The organism is Streptomyces omiyaensis, assembly GCF_014650895.1.
GTDB lineage: Bacteria > Actinomycetota > Actinomycetes > Streptomycetales > Streptomycetaceae > Streptomyces > Streptomyces omiyaensis.
On record NZ_BMVV01000008.1, the window covers coordinates 61,206 to 81,719 of the forward strand.

The following is a 20,514-nucleotide window of genomic DNA, read 5'->3' on the forward strand; positions in this document are numbered from 1 at the left end:
ATCACTTCGCCGGGGCGGGCAGCTCCGGCGGGGAGATCCGCGACTCGGCGATGGCCGAGGCGGTCACGCCCCACTTCCGCAGGATGCGGTCGTAGGTCCCGTCCGCCTTCAGGCCCGTCACCGCGGCCTGGAACGCGGGCGTCAGCGGGGAGCCCTTCTTGAAGGCGAACCCGACGTCCAGGCGCCGGTACTCGTTGAGGAACCTGGTGCCCGGCTGCCGCTCCACCGCGTACCGGATGCCGTTGATGGTGCTCATCACCACGTCGCTGCGGCCCTGCCGCAGCGACAGCCACGGCGCGCCGCTCTCACTGAAGACGTTCACCTCGTACGGCTTCTTCCCGGCCTCCGCGCAGCGCCCCTTGTTCTTCTCCAGGGTCTGCTCGAAGGTGGTGCCGGCGCCCGTCGCCACCTTCAGCCCGCACAGCTGCGTCAGGTCGGTGACGGCCTTCAGCGGACTGTCGGCACGGGCCGCGAAGCCCTGCCCGTCGTTGATGTACGTCACGAAGTCGATCGCCTTCCGGCGCTCGTCGGTGACCCCGAAGTTGCCGGTGCCGACGTCGTACTTGCCGCTGCCCAGGGCCGGCAGGATCACCTCGAACCCGGCCGCCTCGTGCTTCAGTTCCAGCCCCAGCGCCGCGGCGACGGCGGCCGAGAAGTCCGCGTCCAGGCCGACCACCGTCCGTCCGTCCGGGAGGTACGCCGAGCTGGGCGGGGCGCCGACCGAGGCGGCCAGCGTCAGCGTGCCCCGCTCGCGCACCTCCGGGGGCAGCAGCGCCGCCGCCGCCTCGTTCCGGCCGGTGCCCGCCACCACGTCCTGCGTGGGCAGCGCGTCCTCGGCCGCGCCGGCCGGCGCCGCCGCCGGCGCGCCGCCGCCGCCGGAGCACGCGGTCAGCGCGAGGCCCGCGGCGCAGGCCAGGGCGAGGGCGGCGGTACGGGTGCGTCGTGACGGGGTGCGGGTGCTCATGGTTCCGGGGTCTCCAGGTGTTTCTCGAACGGCAGCGGACCGATCGACTCGGGATCGGCGGTGACGTCGAAGAGCGGACGGTAACCGGTCGCCAGGTAGAGGCCCCTGGCCTCCGGCTGGCGCGGACCGGTGGTGAGGTACACGCGGGTGTAGCCGCGCGCGGCGGCGTCGGCTTCGAGCGCGGCCAGGACCCGGCGGGCCAGACCGCGCCTGCGGTGCGCGGAGTGGGTCCAGATCCGTTTCAGCTCGGCGGTGCCGGCGTCGTGGCGGCGGTACGCGCCTCCGGCGACGGCCGCGCCCCCTTCGAGGAGGAGCAGGAACGTGCCGTGCGGCGGGGCGAACTCCGCCGCGGGGAACCGCGACAGGTCGGAGGAGTCGCCGTACCGGGTCAGGTACTCGTGCGCCAGCTCGTCGAGGAGCGGGCGCGCCAGGGGATCGTCGGGCGTCGTCGCGCGCAGCGAGGGCGCGGACACCCGACCGGGCGTCAAGGGCATGCGTCGGCCTCGGGCGTGAGGAGGACAGGGCGGGGCGAGGGGAGGGGTGCGTGAAGGCGCGGGGCGGCGGACGTCAGCGGGGACGTCGCCGGACAGGTGCGGTGACCTGGGAAGACGCAGGAGGCCGGCTCAACAGGAAGAGGACCACACACGACCGAGGTCGATGTGGGAGCGCGTGACCAGCTGCTGCGGATGCATGGCCTCAGTGGAACAGGCATCCGTTCCCCAGTCAACCGGTAGGAGACGTACGCCTCACGCGGCGGGCCACTCCGGCCTCACCGGACGCTCACTCCTGCCTCACTCCCGAGGGACCGCATCCCGGAAGGACTTGACAGCCGCGCGCCGTCGCCCCGTAGCCTCACAGGGTGGACACCGGGCTGAGGGGCCCGGCCCGCGCCCGTCATCGCCGTGCGTGTGAAGGCGCACTCCCGTGTTCGACCCGCCTCTGGCAGTCACGGAGCCTTCGCATGTCTTCCGTACCCCTCGACACCCTCGCCGCACCCGGCCCGGCGCCCGCGGCCGCCCCGGCGAAGACCGACCCGGACGCCCCGGTCGTCGTCCCCGCCCGCAGGACCGGGCAGTGGGCCGCCGCCGGCGCCGTCCTCGTCCTGCTCGGCCTCGGCCTGGTCTCGGTGGTCCGCAACGACGCCTTCCAATGGGACGTCGTCGCCCGCTACTTCACCTCCGCGTCGGTGCTCCGCGGCCTCGGGCTCACGCTCTGGCTGACCGCCGCCGTGATGATCCTCGGCTTCGCCCTCGGCACCCTCCTCGCCGCCCTCCGGCTCTCCGCCAACCCGGTGCTGCGCGCGGTCTCCTGGGGATACGTCTGGTTCTTCCGCTCCACGCCGATCCTCGTCCAGCTGCTCTTCTGGTTCAACATCGGCATGCTCTACCCGCGGATCCTCGGCGTCTCCACCGTCGACCTCCTCGGCCCCGTCGCCGTCGCCGTCATCGGCCTCACCCTCCACGAGGCCGCCTACGCCGCCGAAGTGGTGCGCGGCGGCATCCTCTCCGTCGACCGCGGCCAGATCGAGGCCGCCCAGGCGCTCGGCCTCGGCCGCCGCCGGCGCTTCACCCGGATCGTGCTCCCGCAGGCCATGCGCGCCATCGTGCCGCCCGCGGGGAACATGCTCATCGGCACCCTCAAGGGCACCTCGATCGTCTCCGTCATCGCCGTGCAGGACCTGCTCTACTCCACCCAGCTCGTCTACCACCGCACCTACGAGGTCATCCCGCTCCTCCTCGTCGCCACCCTCTGGTACGTCGCCGTCACCTCCGTCCTCGGCGTCGGCCAGCACTACGTGGAGAAGCGGTACGCGCGCGGCACCGGAGCCGCCCGATGAGCGCCGCCTCGCTGGTGATCGTCGGCGCCGGGCCCCGCGGCACCGGCTTCCTGGAGCGGCTCGCCGCCGCCCTGCCCGAGCTGTACGGCGACCGGCCCCTCGACATCCACCTGGTCGACCCCCACCCGCCGGGACCCGGCCGGATCTGGCGCACCGGCCAGTCCCCGCTGCTCTGGATGAACTCGATGGCCGAGGACGTCACCGTCTTCACCGACGAGACCGTCCGCCTCGAAGGACCGGTGCTCCCCGGACCCACCCTCGCCGAATGGTCGGGGACCGACGGCCGCCGCTTCCCGCCCCGCCCCGAGCAGGGCGCCTATCTGCGCTGGGCCTACGAGCGGGCCCGGGACGCGCTGCCCGCCACCGCCACCCTGCGCGAACACCGCACCACCGCCCTGCGCGTCGACGGCCCCCGCGAGGGACGGCAGCGGGTGTGGCTCGCCGACCGCGCCGAGCCGCTCCCCGCCGACCTCGTCGTCCTCACCCTCGGCCACCTCGACGCCGAACCCGACGCCGAGCAGAGGGAACTGACCGGCTTCGCCGCCCGCCACGGCCTCGTCCACGTGCCGCCCGGCCACACCGCCGACCTCGACCTCTCGGTCGTCCCGGCCGCCGAACCCGTCCTCGTCCGGGGCTTCGGCCTCGCCTTCGTCGACCTGATGGTCCTCCTCACCGAGGGCCGCGGCGGACGGTACGAGGGCCCCGAGGAGGCACCCGTCTACGTGCCCTCCGGGAAGGAACCGGTGCTGCACGTCGGCTCCCGCCGTGGCGTCCCGTACCACTCCAAGCTCGGCTACGCCCTCGACGGCGAACAGCCCCCGCTGCCCCGCTTCTTCGGCCCCGACCAGGTCGCCGAACTGCTCGGCCGGGACGGGCCGATCGCCTTCCGGCGGGACGTCTGGCCGCACGTCTCGCGGGAGCTCGGCTGGGCCCACTACCACCGGCTCTTCGCCGCCCACCCCGAGCGCACCACCGGCACCTGGGACGGCTTCGCCGCCGCCTGGGCCGCCGCCGCTCCGGACGACCCCGGTCTCGCCGCGCTGGTCGCCGCCGCCGTCCCCGACCCGGCCGACCGCTTCGACCCCGACGCCCTCGACCACCCCCTCGACGGCCTCCGCCTCCCCGACGCCGAGGCGCTCCAGGACGAGCTGCGCGCCTACGTCACCGCCGACCTGAAGCGCCGTCACGACCCCGCGCACAGCGCCGACGCCGCCGTCTTCGCCGCCGTCCTCTCCGTCTACGGGCAGCTCGTGCGGCTCGGCGACCGGATCGACACCGACGGCTGGTGGCACGGCTTCTTCAGCTTCCTCGCCTCCGGCCCGCCCGGCCCCCGGCTGCACCGGCTGCTCGCCCTCTCCGAGGCCGGCGTCGTCCGCTTCCTCGGGCCGCGCCTCACCGTCGGGGCCGACGAGCGGCGCGGCGTCTTCCGGGCCTCCTCGCCGGCCGTGCCCGGAGCGGTCACCGAGGCCCGTGCCCTCGTCGAGGCCCGGCTGCCCGGTCCCACCGTCACCGGGACCGCCAGCCCGCTGCTGCGCGGCCTGTACGAGGACGGCGCCCGGGCCACCCCCGGCGGGCTGCTCGCCGTCGACCCCGCCGACGGGCGGATCGCCCAGCGCGACGGCCGCCCGCACCCGCGCCGCATCGCCCTCGGCCCGCACACCACCGCCCGGGCGGGCGGCGCCTTCACCCGGCCCAGGACCGGCGGGGTCGCCTTCGCGCAGAACGACGCCGCCGCCCGTGCCGCGCTCGCCTTCCTCCGGGACGGCGGCTGTCGCCCGGCCGCGCCCGTCCCGAGCGCCTGAGCCCGGCCCGTCCGCGCGCCCGTCCCCGTACCCACCCCTCAGCGAAGGACCGAGGAACCCCCGTGGCCCTGACCAGTGATCCACCGGTCGAGAAGACCGCGCACCACCCGCCCTCCGACGACGGCACCGCCCTGACCGTCGTGCCCGTGCGCCGCCCCTGGCGCTGGGTCGCCGTCGTCGCCACCGTCGTCGTGCTCGTCCAGTTCGGCCACGGCCTGGTCACCAACCCCGCCTGGGAATGGGACGTCTTCGCCCGGTACTTCGCCACCGAGGCGGTCCTGCAGGCCGTCTGGGTCACGCTCCAGCTGACCCTCTACGGCACGGTGCTCGGCTTCGCCCTCGGCGTCGTCCTCGCCTTCATGCGCCTGTCGGCCAGCCCCTTCCTGCGGGCCGTCGCCTTCGGCTACATCTGGGCCTTCCGCTCGATCCCGCTCATCGTCCAGCTCCTCTTCTGGTTCAACCTCGCCTATTTGTACGAGGAGCTGAGCATCGGCATCCCGTTCGGGCCCGGCTTCCACGCCTTCGAGACCGTCGGCCTGGTCGGCGCCATGAGCGCGGCCGTCCTCGGCCTCGCCCTCCACCAGGCCGCCTACGCCGCCGAGATCGTCCGCGGCGGGGTCCTCGCCGTCGACGGCGGGCAGCTGGAGGCCGCCGCCTCGCTCGGCATCCCGCGCCTGCGCCGGCTGCGCCGGATCGTGCTGCCGCAGGCCATGCGGTCGATCCTGCCCAACGCCGCCAACGAGATCGTCTCCCTCTTCAAGGGCACCTCGATCGTCTCCGTCATGGCCATCGGCGAGCTCTTCTACCAGGTCCAGGTCGTCTACGGGCGCACCGGCCGGGTCGTGCCGCTGCTGATGGTCGCCACCGTCTGGTACCTGCTGCTGACCACCGCGCTCTCCGTCGTCCAGCACTACGTCGAACGCCACTACGCGAAGGGGAGCACCCGATGAGTGCCACCGCCGCCCCGCCCGCCACCGCCCCCAAGGTCGCGCTCCGAGGCGTCCGCAAGAGCTTCGGCGACGTCGAGGTCCTGCGCGGCGTCGACCTCGACGTCGCCCCCGGCGAGGTCACCGTCGTCCTCGGCCCCTCCGGCTCGGGCAAGTCCACCCTGCTGCGCACCATCAACCACCTGGAGAAGGTCGACGGCGGCTCGGTCAGCGTCGACGGCGTCCTGGTCGGCTACCGGCGCTCCGGGAACAAGCTGTACGAGCTGCGCGAGCGCGAGATCCTGCGCCAGCGCACCCGGATCGGCTTCGTCTTCCAGAACTTCCACCTCTTCCCCCACCTCACCGTCCTGGAGAACATCACCGAGGCGCCCGTCTCGGCGCTCCGCCGGCCGCGCCCGGCGGCCGAGGAGGCCGCCCGGCGGCTCCTCGCCCGGGTCGGGCTCGCCGACAGGGCGGAGGCGTACCCCCGGCAGCTCTCCGGCGGGCAGCAGCAGCGGGTCGCCATCGCCCGCGCGCTCGCCCTCGAACCGGGGCTGCTCCTCTTCGACGAGCCGACCTCCGCGCTCGACCCCGAGCTCGTCGGCGAGGTCCTCGACGTCATCCGCGACCTCGCCGCCGCCGGCACCACCATGATCGTCGTCACCCACGAGATCGGCTTCGCCCGCGAGGTCGCCGACACCGTCGTCTTCATGGACGAGGGCCGGATCGTCGAGCGGGGCACCCCCGCCGAGGTCCTCGACCGCCCCGCGCACGAGCGCACCCGCGCCTTCCTCTCCAAGGTCCTCTGACCGACCCCCTTCCAGGAAAAGGAGTTCCGCCATGCGCACCCGCCGCACCCTCCTCGCCGCCGTCGCGCTCACCGCCCTCGGGGCCCTCACCGCCTGCGGCACGGGCGACCCCGCCACCGAGATCAAGCCGGAGGGCAGGCAGGGCCCGGGCATCGAACTGGGCCCGGACCAGAAGCGGATCCGCACCGGGAAGGCGGACGCCGTCGCCGCCAAGGTGCCCGAGGCCGTCCGCAAGAGAGGCACCCTCGTCGTCGGCGTGAGCGCCGGCGGCCATCCGCCGCTCACCTTCTACGCCACCGACGACAAGACCCTCATCGGCGTCGAGACCGACATCGCCACCCTGGTCGCCGACACCCTCGGCCTGGAGGCCGACTTCCAGGCGGTCTCCTGGGAGAACCTCTTCGTCGGCCTCGACAGCGGCAAGTTCGACGCCGCCTTCTCCAACGTCACCGTCACCGAGGAGCGCAAGGACAAGTACGACTTCGCCACCTACCGCCACGACGACCTCGCCTTCGAGGCGAAGAAGGGCTCCGGCTGGACGGTGAAGGGGCCCGAGGACGTCTCCGGGAAGCGGATCGCGGTCGGCTCCGGCACCAACCAGGAGAAGATCCTCGTCGACTGGTCGAAGGAGAACGAGAAGGCCGGGCGCGAGGGCGTCGACATCGCGTACTTCCAGAACCCCACCGACTACTACCTCGCCCTCCAGTCCGGCCGCATCGACGGCTACCTGGGCCCCAACCCCTCCGTCGCCTACCACGTGGCCGCCGCCGGCCAGACCGAGGTCGCCGGGAAGTTCTCCGGGGCGGGCGCCGGCCTCCAGGGCAAGATCGCCGCCACCACGAAGAAGGGCAGCGGCCTCGTCGAGGCGTACGCCGCCGCACTGGACCACGTCATCGCGAACGGCAGCTACGCGAAGGTCCTGGAGCGCTGGGGCCTCGCCTCCGAGGCCGTGAAGAAGTCCGAGATCAACCCGCCGGGCCTGCCCCGCACCACGAACTGACCCCCCGCCGCACCCCCGCATCGAGGACCCCGCATGACCCGAGTACGACCGCTCCACCTGGCCGCCGAGATCGCCCCGCCACCGGCCGGGCCCGCCCCCGGGTCCGCCGGGACCGGGCCGCGGACCGTCGCCGGCACCGTGGCGCTCGCCCGCCTCGCCGAGGACGCCGGGCTCGACTTCCTCACCCACGACGACTCCTTCGCCCGGCCCGGACTCGACGCGCTCGCCGTGCTCGCCCGGATCGCGCCCGAGACCCGCGCGATCGGCCTGGTGCCGACCGTCACCACCACCCACACCGAGCCCTTCCACGTGCAGGCCGCCGTCGCCACCCTCGACTGGGTGAGCCGGGGCCGGGCCGGCTGGCGGGTCGCGGTCTCGCCGGGCGCGGACGAGGCCCGGCTCTTCGGCCGCCGCCCCGCGCCGCCCGCGGCCGAGCTCTGGCAGGAGGCGAGCGAGGCCGCCGAGGTGGCCCGCCTCCTCTGGGACAGCTGGGAGGACGACGCCGAGATCCGGGACGTGGCCACCGGCCGCTTCGTCGACCGGCGCAAACTGCACCACGTCGGCTTCGAGGGCGCCACCTTCTCCGTCAAGGGCCCGTCGATCGTGCCCCGGCCCCCGCAGGGCAACCCGGTCGTCGTCGTCGACGCCACCCGCCCGGCCGCCCGGGAGACCGCCGCCCGCCACGCCGACGTGGCGCTGATCCGGGCCTCCTCGCCGGAGGAGGCGGCCGCGCTCCGCGCCGAGCTGCACCGGGCCGCCCGGGCGCACGGGCGCGACCCGGGGCTGCTGCGGGTGCTGCTGACCCTCACCGCCGACCTCGACGCCCGTCCGGGCGGGCCCGCCGCGCTGGCCGGGCTCGTCGCCGACTGGCACGGCGGCGGCGCCGTCGACGGCCTGCACTTCGTCCCGGCCGTCCCCGAGCGGGACCTGCCCCGCTTCGCCGCCGGGGTGGCCGGCCCGCTGCGGGACCGGGGCCTGTTCCGCACCGCCCACGAGGGCGCCACCCTCCGCGACCACCTCGGGCTGCCGCGGCCCGTCAGCCAGTACGCACCGAAGGGAGCCGACGCGTGACCCCGCCCCGGCCGGCCAGGAAGCAGATCCACCTCGCCGCCCACTTCCCCGGCGTCAACTCCACCACCGTGTGGGCCGATCCGCGCTCCGGCTCGCAGATCGACTTCTCCTCCTTCGAGCACCTGGCGCGCACGGCCGAGCGCGGGCTCTTCGACTTCTTCTTCCTCGCCGAGGGGCTGCGGCTGCGCGAGCACGCCGGGCGCATCCACGACCTCGACGTCGTCGGCCGCCCCGAGTCGATCACCGTCCTGAACGCGCTCGCCGCCGTGACCGACCGGCTCGGCCTCGCCGCCACGGTCAGCGCCACCTTCAACGAGCCCTACGAGCTGGCCCGCAGGCTCGCCTCGCTGGACCACCTCAGCGGCGGCCGGGCCGCCTGGAACGTGGTCACCTCCTCGGACGCCTTCACCGGCGAGAACTTCCGGCGCGGCGGCTTCCTGGACCGGAACGACCGGTACACCCGGGCCGCCGAGTTCGTCGCCACCGCGCGCGAGCTGTGGGACTCCTGGCCCGAGGGCGGCGAGCGGCGCCGCTTCGCGCACCACGGGCAGCACTTCGCGATCGAGGGCGAGGTCACGGTGGAGCGGCCCCCGCAGGGGCATCCGGTCGTCATCCAGGCCGGGGACTCCGACGAGGGGCGGGAGTTCGCGGCCTCCGCCGCCGACGTGATCTTCTCCCGGCACTCCACGCCGGAGGCCGGACGGGCCTTCCACGCCGACGTCAAGCGGCGGCTCGGCCGGTACGGGCGGCGACCGGAGGAGCTGAAGATCATGCCGGCCGTCACCTACGTCCTCGGCGAGACCGAGGCGGAGGCCCGGGAGAAGGCCGCGCTGATCAGCCGGCAGCAGGTCTCCCCGCAGAACGCCCTGCTCGCCCTGGAGCAGGTCTGGGGCCGCGACCTGTCCTCCTACGACCCGGACGGGCCGCTGCCGGACGTCGACCCGGAGCCGGACTCGACGCTGGTGCAGGGCAGGGTGCGGGTCGCCGACCCGCTCGCGGTGGCGGCCCGCTGGCGGGCGCTGTCCGAGGCGAAGGGCCTGTCGATCCGGGAGACGGTCGTCGAGGCCACCGCCCGCCACTCCTTCGTCGGCACCCCGGCCTCGGTCGCCGCCGCACTGGAGGAGCACGTGGCGACCGACGCCGCCGACGGCTTCATCCTGGTCCCGCACCTCACCCCGGGCGGCCTGGACGACTTCGTCGACCTGGTCGTGCCGCTGCTCCAGGAGCGCGGCGTCTTCCGTACGGAGTACACGGGCACGACGCTCCGGTCGCACCTGGGGCTTCCGGCGCCGGTGTGGAAGGGTGGAACACCATGAGCGACACCACGAGCAGCACCGAGACCACCGACGCCGCCGGGGAGTGGCAGCACTGGCACGAGCAGCGCGAGGCGGCGGTGGCCTCCTCGTACGGCCCGCTCTCCCTCACCGGCACCCACTGGCTCGCGGACCACCCCGGAGGGCGGCTGCCGGGCCTGCCGGGGGAGTGGCGGGAGGACGGCGACGAGCTGGTCCTGACGGCGGACGCCGGGGACGGCCTCACCGTCGACGGCAAGCCCTTCGCCGGGACCGTCCGGCTCGGCGCCGACCACGCGCCGATCCACGAGTCCCGGGTCGAGGCCGCGGGCCGCAGGCTCGTGGTGCTGCGGCGCGAGGGACTGTGGGCGGTGCGGGACTTCGACCCCGGCTCGGCGGCGCGGCGGGCCTTCCGGTCCATCGAGGCCACCCCGTACGACCCGCGCTGGGTGGTGCCGGGGGTCTACCGGCCGTACGGGGAGGAGCGCAGCGTCCGGGTGGAGAACGCGGACGGCAAGGAGCGCGGGCTCGGCCTCTCCGGCCGGCTCGTCTTCGAGCTCGACGGGCAGGTGCACACCCTCCAGGTGGCGGTGGAGGCGGACGGCACGCTGTGGGCGGTCTTCGCGGACGCCACCAGCGGCGGCTCCACCTTCCGCTTCCGCTTCCTGCGCCCGGCGGCGCCGGCGGAGGACGGCTCGGTGACGGTGGACCTCAACCGCGCGCTGCTCCCGCCGTGCGCCTTCGTGGACCACTTCATCTGCCCCTTCCCGCCGCCCGGGAACACCCTGGACCTCGCCGTGGAGGCGGGGGAGCGGCGGGTGCTGACCGCGTGACGTGTGACCGCGTGACGTGTGACCGCGTGACGTGTGACCGCGTGACGTGTGACGACGTGTGTCCGGGTGTCCGCGTGGCTGAGTGACCGCGCCGCTGGGCCGTCCGGCCGATGGCCTTCGCGGCGCGAAGGACGGGTGCCCCGGCCGGTGCGGCCGGGGCACCCGCGTGTGCCGCGGTCCGTGCGGCGGTCTTGTGTCCGGGGCGCGGAGACGGCACCATCACGGACGGTGCATGTCAGGGACACGTCACCTGATGGGCGCCTCACGGGCCTCTCACCCCCCGGGCCCCCTCCGCTTTTCCCAGAAGGAAGTGAGGAGCGCAGTGAGGATCAAGCGCACCCGTTCGCTCGCCGTCGCCGCCGGACTCGCGGCCGTCACCGCCCTCGGGCTCCCCGGGGCCCAGGCCGCCCCGGACCCCGGGCCGGCCCCCGCCGCCCAGCTGGCCCGCGCCGAGTCCGCGGTCGACGCCGCGGGGGTCGGCGGCATCGCCTGGTACGTGGACGGGGCCGCGGGCCGGATCGTCGTCACCGCCGACTCGACCGTCACCGACGCGGGGCTCGCGAAGATCAGGGCGGCGGCGGGCGCCGACGCCGGAGCCCTGCGCGTCCAGCGCGACGCCGGGGTCTTCAGGCCCCTGCTCGGCGCCGGCGACGCCATCCACGGCGACGGCTACCGCTGTTCGCTCGGCTTCAACGTGCGCAGCGGCGGCACGTACTACCTCCTCACCGCCGGCCACTGCGGCAACGTCGTGGACACCTGGTACGCCAACTCCGCCCAGTCCACCCTGATCGGCGCCACCGTCGGCTCCAGCTTCCCGGGCAACGACTACGCCCTGGTCCGCTACGACAACACCTCGCTCGCCCATCCGGGCGGCTTCACCGCCGCGAACGCCTACGTCGGTGAGCCGGTCAAGCGGTCCGGTTCCACCACCGGCACCCGTGGCGGCACCGTCACCGGCCTGAACGCCACCGTGCGCTACTCCGGAGGCGGCACGGTCCGGGGCATGATCCAGACGAACGTCTGCGCGGAGCCCGGCGACTCGGGCGGTGCGCTGTACGACGGCACCAAGGCGCTCGGCCTCACCTCCGGCGGCAGCGGCAACTGCTCCACCGGCGGCACCACCTTCTACCAGCCGGTGCCGGAAGCCCTGTCGAAGTACGGGGTCAGCCTCTACTGACCCGCACGGGGGGTGCCCCGGCCGCACCGGCCGGGGCACCCCCTTCCAAGGTCTTGTGAATGAATTCACAAAAGGACTTCCGGCCCCGCCACCAGGGTCTTTCCGCGCTCCTTCCCGCAGGTCGCCGGGTGTCGAATGGAGGTGACGGAGAAATCAGGGACCTGTGAAGGAGGCCCGTCATGACGGCCGAGGAGAGGGTGGAAGGACTCGTCGGGCGGGCGCTCGGGGCGCTCGCGGAGTTCGAGTCCCTCGACCAGGAACAGGTCGACCACATCGTCCGGAAGGCCTCGCTCGCCGCGCTGGCCGCCCACGGCGAACTGGCCCGCCTCGCCGTCGAGGAGACCGGCCGCGGCCTCTTCGAGGACAAGGCCGTCAAGAACCTCTTCGCCTGCGAGCACGTCACGAACTCGATGGCCGGGCTCAAGACCGTCGGCGTCGTCTCCCGCGACGAGCTGAACGGCATCACCGAGATCGCCGAGCCCGTCGGCGTCGTCTGCGCGATGACCCCGGTCACCAACCCCACCTCGACCACCGTCTTCAAGGCGCTGATCGCCCTCAAGACCCGCAACCCGATCGTCTTCGCCTTCCACCCCTCCGCCCAGCGCTGCTCGGCCGAGGCCGCCCGGATCGTCCGCGACGCCGCCGTCGCCGCCGGCGCGCCCGCCGGCTGCGTCCAGTGGATCGAGGAGCCCTCCATGGAGGCCACCGGCCTCCTCATGCGCCACGACGGCGTCTCCACCATCCTCGCCACCGGCGGCAACGCCATGGTCGAGGCCGCCTACTCGTGCGGCAAGCCCGCCCTCGGCGTCGGCGCCGGGAACGTCCCCGCCTACGTCGCCAAGGACGCCAGGCTCCAGCGGGCGATCCACGACATCGTCCTCTCCAAGGCCTTCGACCACGGCATGATCTGCGCCTCCGAGCAGGCCGTCGTCCTCGACGCCGAGGTGTACGAGGAGGGCCTCGCCGAGTTCGAGCGGCTCGGCGCCCACGTCGTCACCGCCGCCGAGAAGACCAAGCTGGAGGAGTACCTCTTCGGCGTCACGGCCTTCGGCACCAACTGCGGCGGGGCCAAGCTGAACGCGGCCGTCGTCGGCAGGTCCCCCGCGTGGATCGCCGAACAGGCCGGCTTCGAGGTCCCCGACGGAACCTCGATCCTGCTCGCCGAGTGCGCCGAGGTCGGCGAGAACGAACCCCTCACCCGCGAGAAGCTCTCCCCGGTCCTCGCCGCCCTGCGCGCCGACGACACCGAGCACGGCCTCGCGCTCTCCGCCGCCATGGTCGAGTTCCACGGCCTCGGGCACAGCGCCGCGATCCACACCGAGGACGAGGCCCTCGCCGAGGAGTTCGGCCGGCGGGTCAAGGCGGTCCGGGTCATCGTCAACGCCCCCTCAACCTTCGGCGGCATCGGCGACGTCTACAACGCCTTCCTCCCCTCGCTCACCCTGGGCTGCGGCTCCTACGGGCACAACTCCGTCTCGAACAACGTCACCGCGGTGAACCTGCTCAACATCAAGCGGATCGGACGGCGCAACACCAACATGCAGTGGTACAAGATCCCGCCGAAGATCTACTTCGAGCGCAACGCGATCCGCTACCTCGGCGAGATGGAGGACGTGCACCGGGTCACGATCGTCACCGACCGGACCATGGGCGAGATCGGCTTCGTCCGGAAGGTGACCGACATCCTGAACGGGCGCCCCGAGCCGGTCGAGATCCAGATCGTCGACGACGTCGAGCCCAACCCCGAACTCGCCACCGTCCGGGCCGGTGCCGCCGCCATGCGCGCCTTCCGGCCGGACACCGTCGTCGCCCTCGGAGGCGGCTCCCCGATGGACGCGGCGAAGATCATGTGGCTGATGTACGAGCGGCCCGAGGTCGAGTTCGCGGACACCAAGGAGAAGTTCTTCGACATCCGCAAGCGCGCCTACCGCTTCCCGAAGCTCGGCGAGAAGGCGAAGCTGGTCGCGATCCCGACCACCTCCGGCACCGGCAGCGAGGTCACCCCCTTCGCCGTCATCTCCGACCCGGAGGCCGCCCGGAAGTATCCGCTCGCCGACTACGCCCTCACCCCGGACGTGGCCATCGTCGACCCGGTCCTCCCGCTGAACCTCCCGCCGAAGGTCACCGCCGACTCCGGCTTCGACGCCCTGACCCACGCCACCGAGGCGTACGTCTCGGCCTACGCCAACGACTTCACCGACGGGCAGTGCCTCCAGGCCATCCGGCTGATCTTCGAGAACCTGGAGACCTGCGTGAAGGAGGGAGCGAAGGCGCCCGAGGCCCGCGAGAGGATGCACAACGCGTCCACCATCGCCGGCATGGCCTTCGCCAACGCCTTCCTCGGCCTGGTCCACGCCATGGCCCACACCCTCGGCAACACCTTCCACGTCGCCCACGGGCGCACCAACGCGCTGCTCCTGCCGCACGTGATCCGGCACAACGGCACCGTCACCCACAAGGCCGTGCCGTGGCCGAAGGCCGAGGTCTACCGGGCGCCCGAGCGCTACCAGGAGATCGCCCGGACGCTCGGCCTGCCGGCCGCGACCCCGGAGGAGGGCGTGGAGTCCTACGCCCGGGCCGTCGAGGAGCTCCGCGAGCGGTGCGGCATCCCGGCCGGCTTCCGGGCCGAGGGCGTCGACGAGGCGGCCTTCATGGAGGCCCTGCCGCAGCAGGCGATGAACGCCTACGCCGACCAGTGCGCCCCGGCCAACCCGCGGATGCCGATGATCGAGGAGATGAAGGAGCTGATGGTCCGGGCGTACTACGGGAAGTAGCCCCGGCCACGGGAAGCGGCCCCGGACGTACGAGGAGGCCCCCGCGGCGGCGGGGGTCTCCTCGTACGTCCGGCCGGGGTCAGGCGCGGGGCTCGCCCACCTCCGCGGCGATCGGCTCGCCCTCCGGCTTCCGCTTCATCGAGGACAGCACCAGCGTGACCGCGCTGCCGACCACCGCCCAGGCGGAGAGCACCAGCATCGAGGAGGTCATGTCGTTGCCCTTGAAGTACGCGATCGAGCGCGCCGCCCAGGTGCCCGCGCCCGGCGGCAGGGCCGGTCCGATCGCCTTCCAGAACGGCGGCAGCATCGGAGCGGGGAAGGCGCCGCCGGCGCTCGGGTTGCCCAGGACCACCACGAGCAGGATCGCCAGGCCGATGCCGACGATCCCGAAGACCGACTGGAGCGCGAGGGTGGCCGCGCCGACCGCGAAGACGACCAGGGCGCCGAGGCCCCACAGGGCGGCGACGGAGCCGGGCAGGGCGCCCAGGATCGGGCCGACGATGACCGCGCCGCCGAGGCCGCCGAGGACCGAGTAGACGGCGAGGACGCCGAGCCGGATGATCGCCCGCTCGCGGTTGGCCGGCCGGGAGCCGGCACTGATGGCGAGGATCGCGGCGCAGATGTAGCCGCCGACGCACCAGCCGACCACCAGGTAGAAGGCGGAGAGCCCGTCGAAGTCCTGCGGCGAGGCGGGGGCCACGTCGACCGTCCGCACCTCCCGCTGCCGGGCCGCCTCGACCTGGGTGAAGATCTTCTCCAGGGCGGAGGAGAGGACGGTGCCGCCGCCGGAGGCGACGAGCAGGGTGTCGGTGCGGCCCGCCGGGTTCACGATCAGGGCCCCGTCGATCTCCCGGTTCATGATCCTGTCGCGGGCCTCGTCCGCGTCGGCGACCGTCCGCGGGTCGAGCGGGTCGCCGGGCAGCTCCTCCAGCTCGCCCACGAGGGCGGTGGCCACCCGCTCGGGCGCGACCACGCCGAAGGGCACGTCCGACGGCTTCGGGTTGTGCAGGGCCCCGACGTACGAGGTGATGAAGAGGAGCTGGAGGGCGAAGACCCCGACGACGAGCAGGGCGGCTCGGGGGGTGACGGCGCTTTTCAGTTCGTCGACGAGACTCATGCCCCCCAGGCTCCGGGGGAGGCGGTGTCCCCGCAGGCGGGGAGGGGCCGAACGGCTGACGGGAGCGGGGCCGCACCCGTCGCCGATTCGGATCCGACCGGGGCCCGCCCCGCACGCGACGGCCCCGGCTCTCGGCGGCCCGCACGCGACGGATCCGGGACCCGGCGCCCCGTACGCGACGGATTCGTCTCTCGGCGGCCCGTACGCGACGGATCCGGGATCCGGCGGCCCGCACGTGACGGACCCCGACTCCCTGCTGACCCGAACGCCCGCCGTCTGAACCGGCGCTGACGACACGCCAGTTTTTACCGCCACGTAACTTCCCAGCCGGTAACACCCGTGCGTAACTTGGCGGGAGAGCATCCCCACTTGTGGTCCGGACCGCAGGGCACAGCACCCCCACCATCCCCTTGAGCCGCAAGGAGATCGCCCGATGCTGCCCCGGAACCCCTGGAAGCACCTCGCCAGAGTCCTGTCCGTCCTGCTCCTGACGGCCGCCGCCGTCCTCGCCCCCACCGCCGCCGCCCAGGCCGCCGCGCCGAGCCGCGGCTGGAACGACTGGTCCTGCAAGCCCTCCGCCGCCCACCCGCGCCCGGTCGTCCTCGTCCACGGAACCCTCGGGAACTCCGTCGACAACTGGCTCGTCCTCGCCCCGTACCTGGTCAACCGCGGCTACTGCGTCTACTCGCTCGACTACGGCCAGCTGCCGAACGTGCCCTTCTTCCACGGCCTCGGCCCCATCGAGGAGTCCGCCGGACAGCTCGACGCCTTCGTCGACCGGGTCCTCGCCGCCACCGGCGCCCCCGAGGCCGACCTCGTCGGCCACTCGCAGGGCGGCATGATGCCCCGCTGGTACCTCAAGTTCCTCGGCGGGGCCGAGAAGGTGAACGCGCTCGTCGGCATCGCGCCCGACAACCACGGCACCACCCTGCTCGGCCTCACCAGGCTGCTGCCGCACTTCCCCGGCGCCGAGGACCTGATCAAGGCCTCCACGCCGGGCCTCGCCGACCAGATCGCCGGCTCCGCCTTCCTCACCCGGCTCAACGAGGGCGGCGACACCGTGCCCGGCGTCCGCTACCACACCATCGCGACCAGGTACGACGAGGTCGTCACGCCGTACCGCTCGCAGTTCCTCTCCGGGCCGAACGTCACCAACGTCCTGATCCAGGACAAGTGCGCCCTCGACCTCTCCGAGCACGTGGCCATCGGCACCGTGGACCGGGTCGCCTTCCACGAGGTCGCCAACGCCCTCGACCCGGCCCACGCCACCCCGACCAGCTGCCTGTCGGTGATCGGCTAGCCCCGACGGGTCCGCCGCCGGCCCGCGCCGAACAGCACGGCCGCGCCGACCGCCAGCACCCCCGCCGCGCCCAGCGCGATGTACGGCGTGCCGGCGTTGCCACCGGTCTCGGCCAGCTCCACGGGCTCGCCGGCGGCGGCCGGGGCGTGCGAGGCGGTCGCGTCCGGCGTCGCCGCCGGGGTCTCCCCGGCGGGCTTCGCGGCCGGCTGCCCGGCCGGCTTCGCGGGCTTCTCCGCCGGAGCCTTCGAGGTCGGCGCGGGCGCGGGCGCCGTGGAGCCCGCCCCGGTCGAGGCGTCGTGGTCGCCGTGCCCGCCGTGCTCGACCGAGGACTCGTCCTTCCCGTCCTCGATCTGGCCGTCGCTCGGCGCGGACGCGGACGGCGCCGCACCGCCGTTGTCGGCGCCGAACACCACGTCGGAGCAGGTGTAGAACGCCTCGGGGGAGTCGGAGCGCTGCCAGGCCGAGTAGATCAGGTGCCGGCCCGACTTCTTCGGCACCGTCCCCTGGAAGACGTAGTCGCCGTTCTGCATCCCCGGGTCGGTCACCGTCACGAACGGCTGCGCCTCCAGGTCCGACCACTTCAGCGGCTTCGACGGGTCGTAGCCGTCCTTCGTCACGTACAGCGCGAACGAGCCCTTGTGCGGCGCCGTCCCCTTGTAGCGGAAGGTGTGCTTCCCGGACGCCAGCTTCGACGCCGGCCAGTCCGCCCGGGCGAGGTCCAGGCCCCGGTACTTGTCGTTGCCCGCGCTGCACAGCTTCCCGTCCGGGATCAGCTGCCGGTGCTGGCCGGCCGCGTTCGCGATGTTCACCGCGTTCCAGTCGTAGAACGCCTGCGTCCCGCTCGCCGCCACCGCCGCCTTGCACGCCGCCGACGACGGCGACTCCGGCCCCTCCGCGTAACAGGCGGCCACCCGGCTCACCGGATCGGTCATCGACCCGTGCGCGTGGGCGGGGACGGCGGTGAGCCCGGCGAGGGCGACCGCGGCCGAGGCGGTGAGGACGGCGGCCGTACGACGAGACGTCATGGGGGGAGACTCCTGACACGAGAGGGGGTGTGGGGGGTTGCCCCGCACGCTAGCCCGCTCCCTCGCCGAAAAAGGCCCCGGAGAAGGGGAGATGGCGATTCTTAGGACCCCTTTAAGGCGGAGCAAAGAGCCGCTTCAAAAACGGCCCCCGGCTCCCCGGCGGCAGCCGCTCCGGTGGGCCGGGCGGCGGTGCCGGGGCCGCTCCGGTCTCCCGCCGCCCGCCCCGTCGGTCTCCCCGCCGCCCACCCCGCCGCTCACCCCGTCGGCCGGTACCGCCGCTCGGGGCGTCCCGTGCCCCCGTAGCGCAGGGTCACCTCGGCCCGGCCCGTGGCGGCGAAGTGCTCCAGATAGCGGCGGGCGCTGACCCGGGACAGCGCGCCCGCCTCCGCGCACTCGGTGGCCGACAGCCCCTCCGGACGGGCCCGCAGGATGCCCTCCACCAGCTCCGCCGTGTGCGCGGCCAGCCCCTTCGGGAGCTCGCGGGAGCCCCGCGGGCGGGTGCCGAAGATCTGGTCCACGTCCTCCTGGCGCGCCTCGTCCAGACCGTCGAGCCGGGTCCGCAGCGAGGCCACGTGCCGCAGCTGCTCGTGGAGCGCCGCCTGGTTGAAGGGTTTGATCAGGTAGTGCAGGGCGCCGGCCCGCAGCGCCGCCCGGACCATGCCCGCGTCCCGGGCCGCCGTGATGAAGAGCGCGTCCATCGAGAGACCGGCCCCGCGCAGCTCGCGCAGGACCCCGATGCCGTCCATGTCCGGCAGGAAGATGTCCAGGAGCACCAGGTCGGGGCGGAGCCGGTGCGCGGCGCGCAGCGCCTCCGCGCCGGTGTGCGCGACACCGACGACGGAGAAGCCCGGCACGGCCGACACGTAGCGGCTGTGCAGCTTGGCCACCATGAAGTCGTCGTCGACCACCAGCACCTTCGTCACGCCGGACACGGTAGGTCGCGACCACAAGGACCACAACGTCCGTTGGTTGCGGAAGGGAGACAGCTTCCTCACGCGCGGGCAACATGTGGCCCACTTCACTTCTCCCGGGCCCGTCCCGGAACCCACCCCCAACCACCGAGAGGCGGCCTCGTTGCGTCTTCGCACCCCCTTCGCCCTGCTCGGGGCGGCGCTGCTGGTGCTCGTGGGGCCGCCGCTGCTCACCCCCGGCAGCGGCTCCGACACCGGCACCGACATCCCCGGCCTGCGGTTCATGGTCCCCAACACTCCCGGCGGCGGTTACGACATCACCGCCCGCACCGCGGCGAAGAACGCCGAGGAGGCCGGTCTCACCGGCGACATCGAGGTCTTCAACCTGCCCGGCGCGGGCGGCACCGTCGGCCTCACCCGGCTCGTCGGCGAGCGCGGCGACGGCCGCGTCGCCATGTCGATGGGGCTCGGCGTCGTCGGAGCCGTCCACACCAACAAGACCCCCAGGACCCTCGCCGACACCACCCCGATCGCCCGGCTCACCGAGGAGCAGGACATCGTGGTCGTCTCCGAGGACTCCCCGTACCGGACGATCCAGGAGCTGCTCGCGGCCTGGAGGAAGGACCCCGGCAAGCTGCCCGTCGGCGGCGGCTCCTCGCCCGGCGGCCCCGACCACCTCGCGCCGATGCTGATGGCCCAGGCCGCCGGCATCCCGCCGAAGGAGGTCAACTACATCCCCTTCGACGGCGGCGGCGAGCTCCTCGCCTCCATCCTCGGCGACAAGGTCGCCTTCGGCGTCTCCGGCGTCGGCGAGTACCTGGACCAGATCAGGGCCGGCGAGCTGCGCCTGCTCGCCGTCACCGGCGCCGAGCGGGTGCCCGGCCTGGACGCCCCCACCCTCCGCGAGGCCGGCCTCGACACCGAGTTCACCAACTGGCGCGGCATCGTCGCCCCGCCCGGCCTCACCGACGCCGAGCGGGAGCGGCTCGTCACCCTCGTCACGAAGCTGCACGACTCGCCCCAGTGGCGCGAGTCGCTGAAGACCCACGGCTGGACCGACGCCTTCCTGCCCGGCGAGGAGTTCGGCGCCTTCCTCACCGAACAGAACACCCGCGTCGACACGGTGCTGAAGGAGCTCGGACTGTGACCACCCCGCCGCCCCCCTCGCCCAGGGCCCCGCTCAGGGACCGGCTCAAGGCCCGCTCCGAGCTCGGTGTCGGCGCCCTGCTCCTCCTCCTCGGCGTCCTCGTCCTCACCGACGCCCTCACCCTCGACGTCGACGTCTCCGCCCGCGGCCCCGTCGGCCCCGCCACCGTCCCCCTGGTCGTCGGCTGCGGCCTCGTCGTCGTCGCCGTCCTCCTCGCCCTCGACGTGCTCCACGGCGGCCGCGGCGAGGCCGAGGGCGGCGAGGACGTCGACCTCGACGCCCCCGCCGACTGGCGCACCGTCCTGCTGCTCGTGGGCGTCTTCCTCGGCTTCGCCGTCCTCATCGGCCCGCTGGGCTTCCCGGTCGCCGGCGCCCTGCTCTTCTGGGGCGCGGCCTACGTCCTCGGCAGCCGCCACCCCGCCCGGGACCCGCTGATCGCGGCCGTCCTCTCCCTCCTCACCTACGGCGTCTTCGACCGGCTGCTGGGCGTCCCGCTGCCCGGCGGTCCGCTGATGGGAGTGCTCTGACC

At 73.8% G+C, this 20,514-nt stretch carries 18 protein-coding genes; 13 read left to right on the forward strand and 5 right to left on the reverse strand.

The genetic code is table 11. The features are described from left to right. Nucleotide 1 precedes the first annotated feature (1 nt). Together IE287_RS15320 and IE287_RS15325 are read right to left on the reverse strand one after the other, a co-directional pair. Nucleotides 2-964, reverse strand: a complete 963-nt coding sequence (locus IE287_RS15320; RefSeq protein ID WP_189849601.1) for an ABC transporter substrate-binding protein — start codon at nucleotides 962-964, stop codon at nucleotides 2-4. Beyond that, complete coding sequence (locus tag IE287_RS15325) at nucleotides 961-1,458, reverse strand: GNAT family N-acetyltransferase (protein WP_189849602.1); 498 nt, start codon at nucleotides 1,456-1,458, stop codon at nucleotides 961-963. The genes IE287_RS15320 and IE287_RS15325 overlap by 4 nt, the downstream gene beginning before the upstream one ends. 467 nt (nucleotides 1,459-1,925) lie before the next feature. On the opposite strand from IE287_RS15325, the gene IE287_RS15330 reads away from it, so the two are divergent. The 10 genes from IE287_RS15330 (at nucleotide 1,926) to adhE (ending at nucleotide 14,485) form a co-directional block, all read left to right on the forward strand. Continuing rightward, nucleotides 1,926-2,801, forward strand: coding sequence for an amino acid ABC transporter permease (locus tag IE287_RS15330; RefSeq protein ID WP_189849603.1), 876 nt, complete (start codon nucleotides 1,926-1,928; stop codon nucleotides 2,799-2,801). Beyond that, nucleotides 2,798-4,603 carry an FAD/NAD(P)-binding protein gene (locus IE287_RS15335; RefSeq protein ID WP_189849604.1) on the forward strand — a complete coding sequence of 602 codons (1,806 nt, stop codon included), beginning with the start codon at nucleotides 2,798-2,800 and terminating at the stop codon, nucleotides 4,601-4,603. The genes IE287_RS15330 and IE287_RS15335 overlap by 4 nt, the downstream gene beginning before the upstream one ends. 62 nt (nucleotides 4,604-4,665) lie before the next feature. Then, a complete protein-coding gene (locus IE287_RS15340) occupies nucleotides 4,666-5,553 on the forward strand; it encodes an amino acid ABC transporter permease (protein WP_189849605.1) in 888 nt (295 codons plus the stop codon). Beyond that, nucleotides 5,550-6,338, forward strand: coding sequence for an amino acid ABC transporter ATP-binding protein (locus IE287_RS15345; protein WP_189849606.1), 789 nt, complete (start codon nucleotides 5,550-5,552; stop codon nucleotides 6,336-6,338). The genes IE287_RS15340 and IE287_RS15345 overlap by 4 nt, the downstream gene beginning before the upstream one ends. A gap of 31 nt (nucleotides 6,339-6,369) precedes the next feature. Beyond that, nucleotides 6,370-7,338, forward strand: coding sequence for an ABC transporter substrate-binding protein (locus IE287_RS15350; RefSeq protein WP_189849607.1), 969 nt, complete (start codon nucleotides 6,370-6,372; stop codon nucleotides 7,336-7,338). Between the two features lie 33 nt (nucleotides 7,339-7,371). Next, nucleotides 7,372-8,409 (forward strand): LLM class flavin-dependent oxidoreductase, encoded by a 1,038-nt coding sequence (locus IE287_RS15355; protein WP_189849608.1) that lies wholly within the window; start codon nucleotides 7,372-7,374, stop codon nucleotides 8,407-8,409. Then, nucleotides 8,406-9,725, forward strand: coding sequence for an NtaA/DmoA family FMN-dependent monooxygenase (locus IE287_RS15360; protein ID WP_189849609.1), 1,320 nt, complete (start codon nucleotides 8,406-8,408; stop codon nucleotides 9,723-9,725). Before IE287_RS15355 ends, IE287_RS15360 begins: the two co-directional genes overlap by 4 nt. Next, nucleotides 9,722-10,534 (forward strand): DUF1684 domain-containing protein, encoded by an 813-nt coding sequence (locus IE287_RS15365; protein ID WP_189849610.1) that lies wholly within the window; start codon nucleotides 9,722-9,724, stop codon nucleotides 10,532-10,534. Before IE287_RS15360 ends, IE287_RS15365 begins: the two co-directional genes overlap by 4 nt. A 322-nt stretch (nucleotides 10,535-10,856) precedes the next feature. Further along, nucleotides 10,857-11,711, forward strand: a complete 855-nt coding sequence (locus IE287_RS15370) for a S1 family peptidase (RefSeq protein ID WP_189849611.1) — start codon at nucleotides 10,857-10,859, stop codon at nucleotides 11,709-11,711. Nucleotides 11,712-11,890: 179 nt separating this feature from the next. Then, nucleotides 11,891-14,485 (forward strand): bifunctional acetaldehyde-CoA/alcohol dehydrogenase, encoded by a 2,595-nt coding sequence (adhE, locus tag IE287_RS15375; protein ID WP_189849612.1) that lies wholly within the window; start codon nucleotides 11,891-11,893, stop codon nucleotides 14,483-14,485. Between the two features lie 79 nt (nucleotides 14,486-14,564). Here the strand turns inward: adhE and IE287_RS15380 are convergent, their stop codons facing one another. Continuing rightward, the gene (locus IE287_RS15380; RefSeq protein ID WP_189849613.1) at nucleotides 14,565-15,602 is read right to left on the reverse strand and encodes a YhgE/Pip domain-containing protein; all 1,038 of its coding nucleotides are present in this window, start codon (nucleotides 15,600-15,602) and stop codon (nucleotides 14,565-14,567) included. A 433-nt stretch (nucleotides 15,603-16,035) separates the two neighbouring features. Here IE287_RS15380 and IE287_RS15385 point away from each other — a divergent pair, with 433 nt between their 5' ends. Then, nucleotides 16,036-16,902: an esterase/lipase family protein gene (locus IE287_RS15385; RefSeq protein WP_189849614.1), complete on the forward strand. Its 867-nt coding sequence runs from the start codon at nucleotides 16,036-16,038 to the stop codon at nucleotides 16,900-16,902. On the opposite strand, the gene IE287_RS15390 is transcribed toward IE287_RS15385, so the two are convergent. Both IE287_RS15390 and IE287_RS15395 read right to left on the reverse strand, forming a co-directional pair. After that, a complete protein-coding gene (locus IE287_RS15390; protein ID WP_189849615.1) occupies nucleotides 16,899-17,927 on the reverse strand; it encodes a lytic polysaccharide monooxygenase in 1,029 nt (342 codons plus the stop codon). The two genes, IE287_RS15385 and IE287_RS15390, sit on opposite strands and share 4 nt — an antisense overlap. A 254-nt stretch (nucleotides 17,928-18,181) precedes the next feature. Next, nucleotides 18,182-18,850: a response regulator gene (locus IE287_RS15395; RefSeq protein WP_189849616.1), complete on the reverse strand. Its 669-nt coding sequence runs from the start codon at nucleotides 18,848-18,850 to the stop codon at nucleotides 18,182-18,184. A 151-nt stretch (nucleotides 18,851-19,001) separates the two neighbouring features. Between IE287_RS15395 and IE287_RS15400 the strand changes: the two genes are divergently transcribed. Together IE287_RS15400 and IE287_RS15405 are read left to right on the forward strand one after the other, a co-directional pair. Then, nucleotides 19,002-19,985 (forward strand): Bug family tripartite tricarboxylate transporter substrate binding protein, encoded by a 984-nt coding sequence (locus IE287_RS15400; protein WP_189849617.1) that lies wholly within the window; start codon nucleotides 19,002-19,004, stop codon nucleotides 19,983-19,985. Then, nucleotides 19,982-20,512 (forward strand): tripartite tricarboxylate transporter TctB family protein, encoded by a 531-nt coding sequence (locus IE287_RS15405; protein WP_189849618.1) that lies wholly within the window; start codon nucleotides 19,982-19,984, stop codon nucleotides 20,510-20,512. Before IE287_RS15400 ends, IE287_RS15405 begins: the two co-directional genes overlap by 4 nt. Nucleotides 20,513-20,514: the final 2 nt, after the last annotated feature.

What these genes read in the sequence shown, in the direction of transcription:
- IE287_RS15335 (WP_189849604.1), top strand. Translation starts at nt 2,798, where the DNA reads ATGAGCGCCGCCTCGCTGGTGATCGTCGGCGCCGGGCCCCGCGGCACC.
- IE287_RS15365 (WP_189849610.1), top strand. Translation starts at nt 9,722, where the DNA reads ATGAGCGACACCACGAGCAGCACCGAGACCACCGACGCCGCCGGGGAG.
- IE287_RS15350 (WP_189849607.1), top strand. Translation starts at nt 6,370, where the DNA reads ATGCGCACCCGCCGCACCCTCCTCGCCGCCGTCGCGCTCACCGCCCTC.
- IE287_RS15330 (WP_189849603.1), top strand. Translation starts at nt 1,926, where the DNA reads ATGTCTTCCGTACCCCTCGACACCCTCGCCGCACCCGGCCCGGCGCCC.
- adhE (WP_189849612.1), top strand. Translation starts at nt 11,891, where the DNA reads ATGACGGCCGAGGAGAGGGTGGAAGGACTCGTCGGGCGGGCGCTCGGG.
- IE287_RS15390 (WP_189849615.1), bottom strand. Translation starts at nt 17,927, where the DNA reads ATGACGTCTCGTCGTACGGCCGCCGTCCTCACCGCCTCGGCCGCGGTC.
- IE287_RS15385 (WP_189849614.1), top strand. Translation starts at nt 16,036, where the DNA reads ATGCTGCCCCGGAACCCCTGGAAGCACCTCGCCAGAGTCCTGTCCGTC.
- IE287_RS15355 (WP_189849608.1), top strand. Translation starts at nt 7,372, where the DNA reads ATGACCCGAGTACGACCGCTCCACCTGGCCGCCGAGATCGCCCCGCCA.
- IE287_RS15380 (WP_189849613.1), bottom strand. Translation starts at nt 15,602, where the DNA reads ATGAGTCTCGTCGACGAACTGAAAAGCGCCGTCACCCCCCGAGCCGCC.
- IE287_RS15325 (WP_189849602.1), bottom strand. Translation starts at nt 1,458, where the DNA reads ATGCCCTTGACGCCCGGTCGGGTGTCCGCGCCCTCGCTGCGCGCGACG.
- IE287_RS15345 (WP_189849606.1), top strand. Translation starts at nt 5,550, where the DNA reads ATGAGTGCCACCGCCGCCCCGCCCGCCACCGCCCCCAAGGTCGCGCTC.
- IE287_RS15320 (WP_189849601.1), bottom strand. Translation starts at nt 964, where the DNA reads ATGAGCACCCGCACCCCGTCACGACGCACCCGTACCGCCGCCCTCGCC.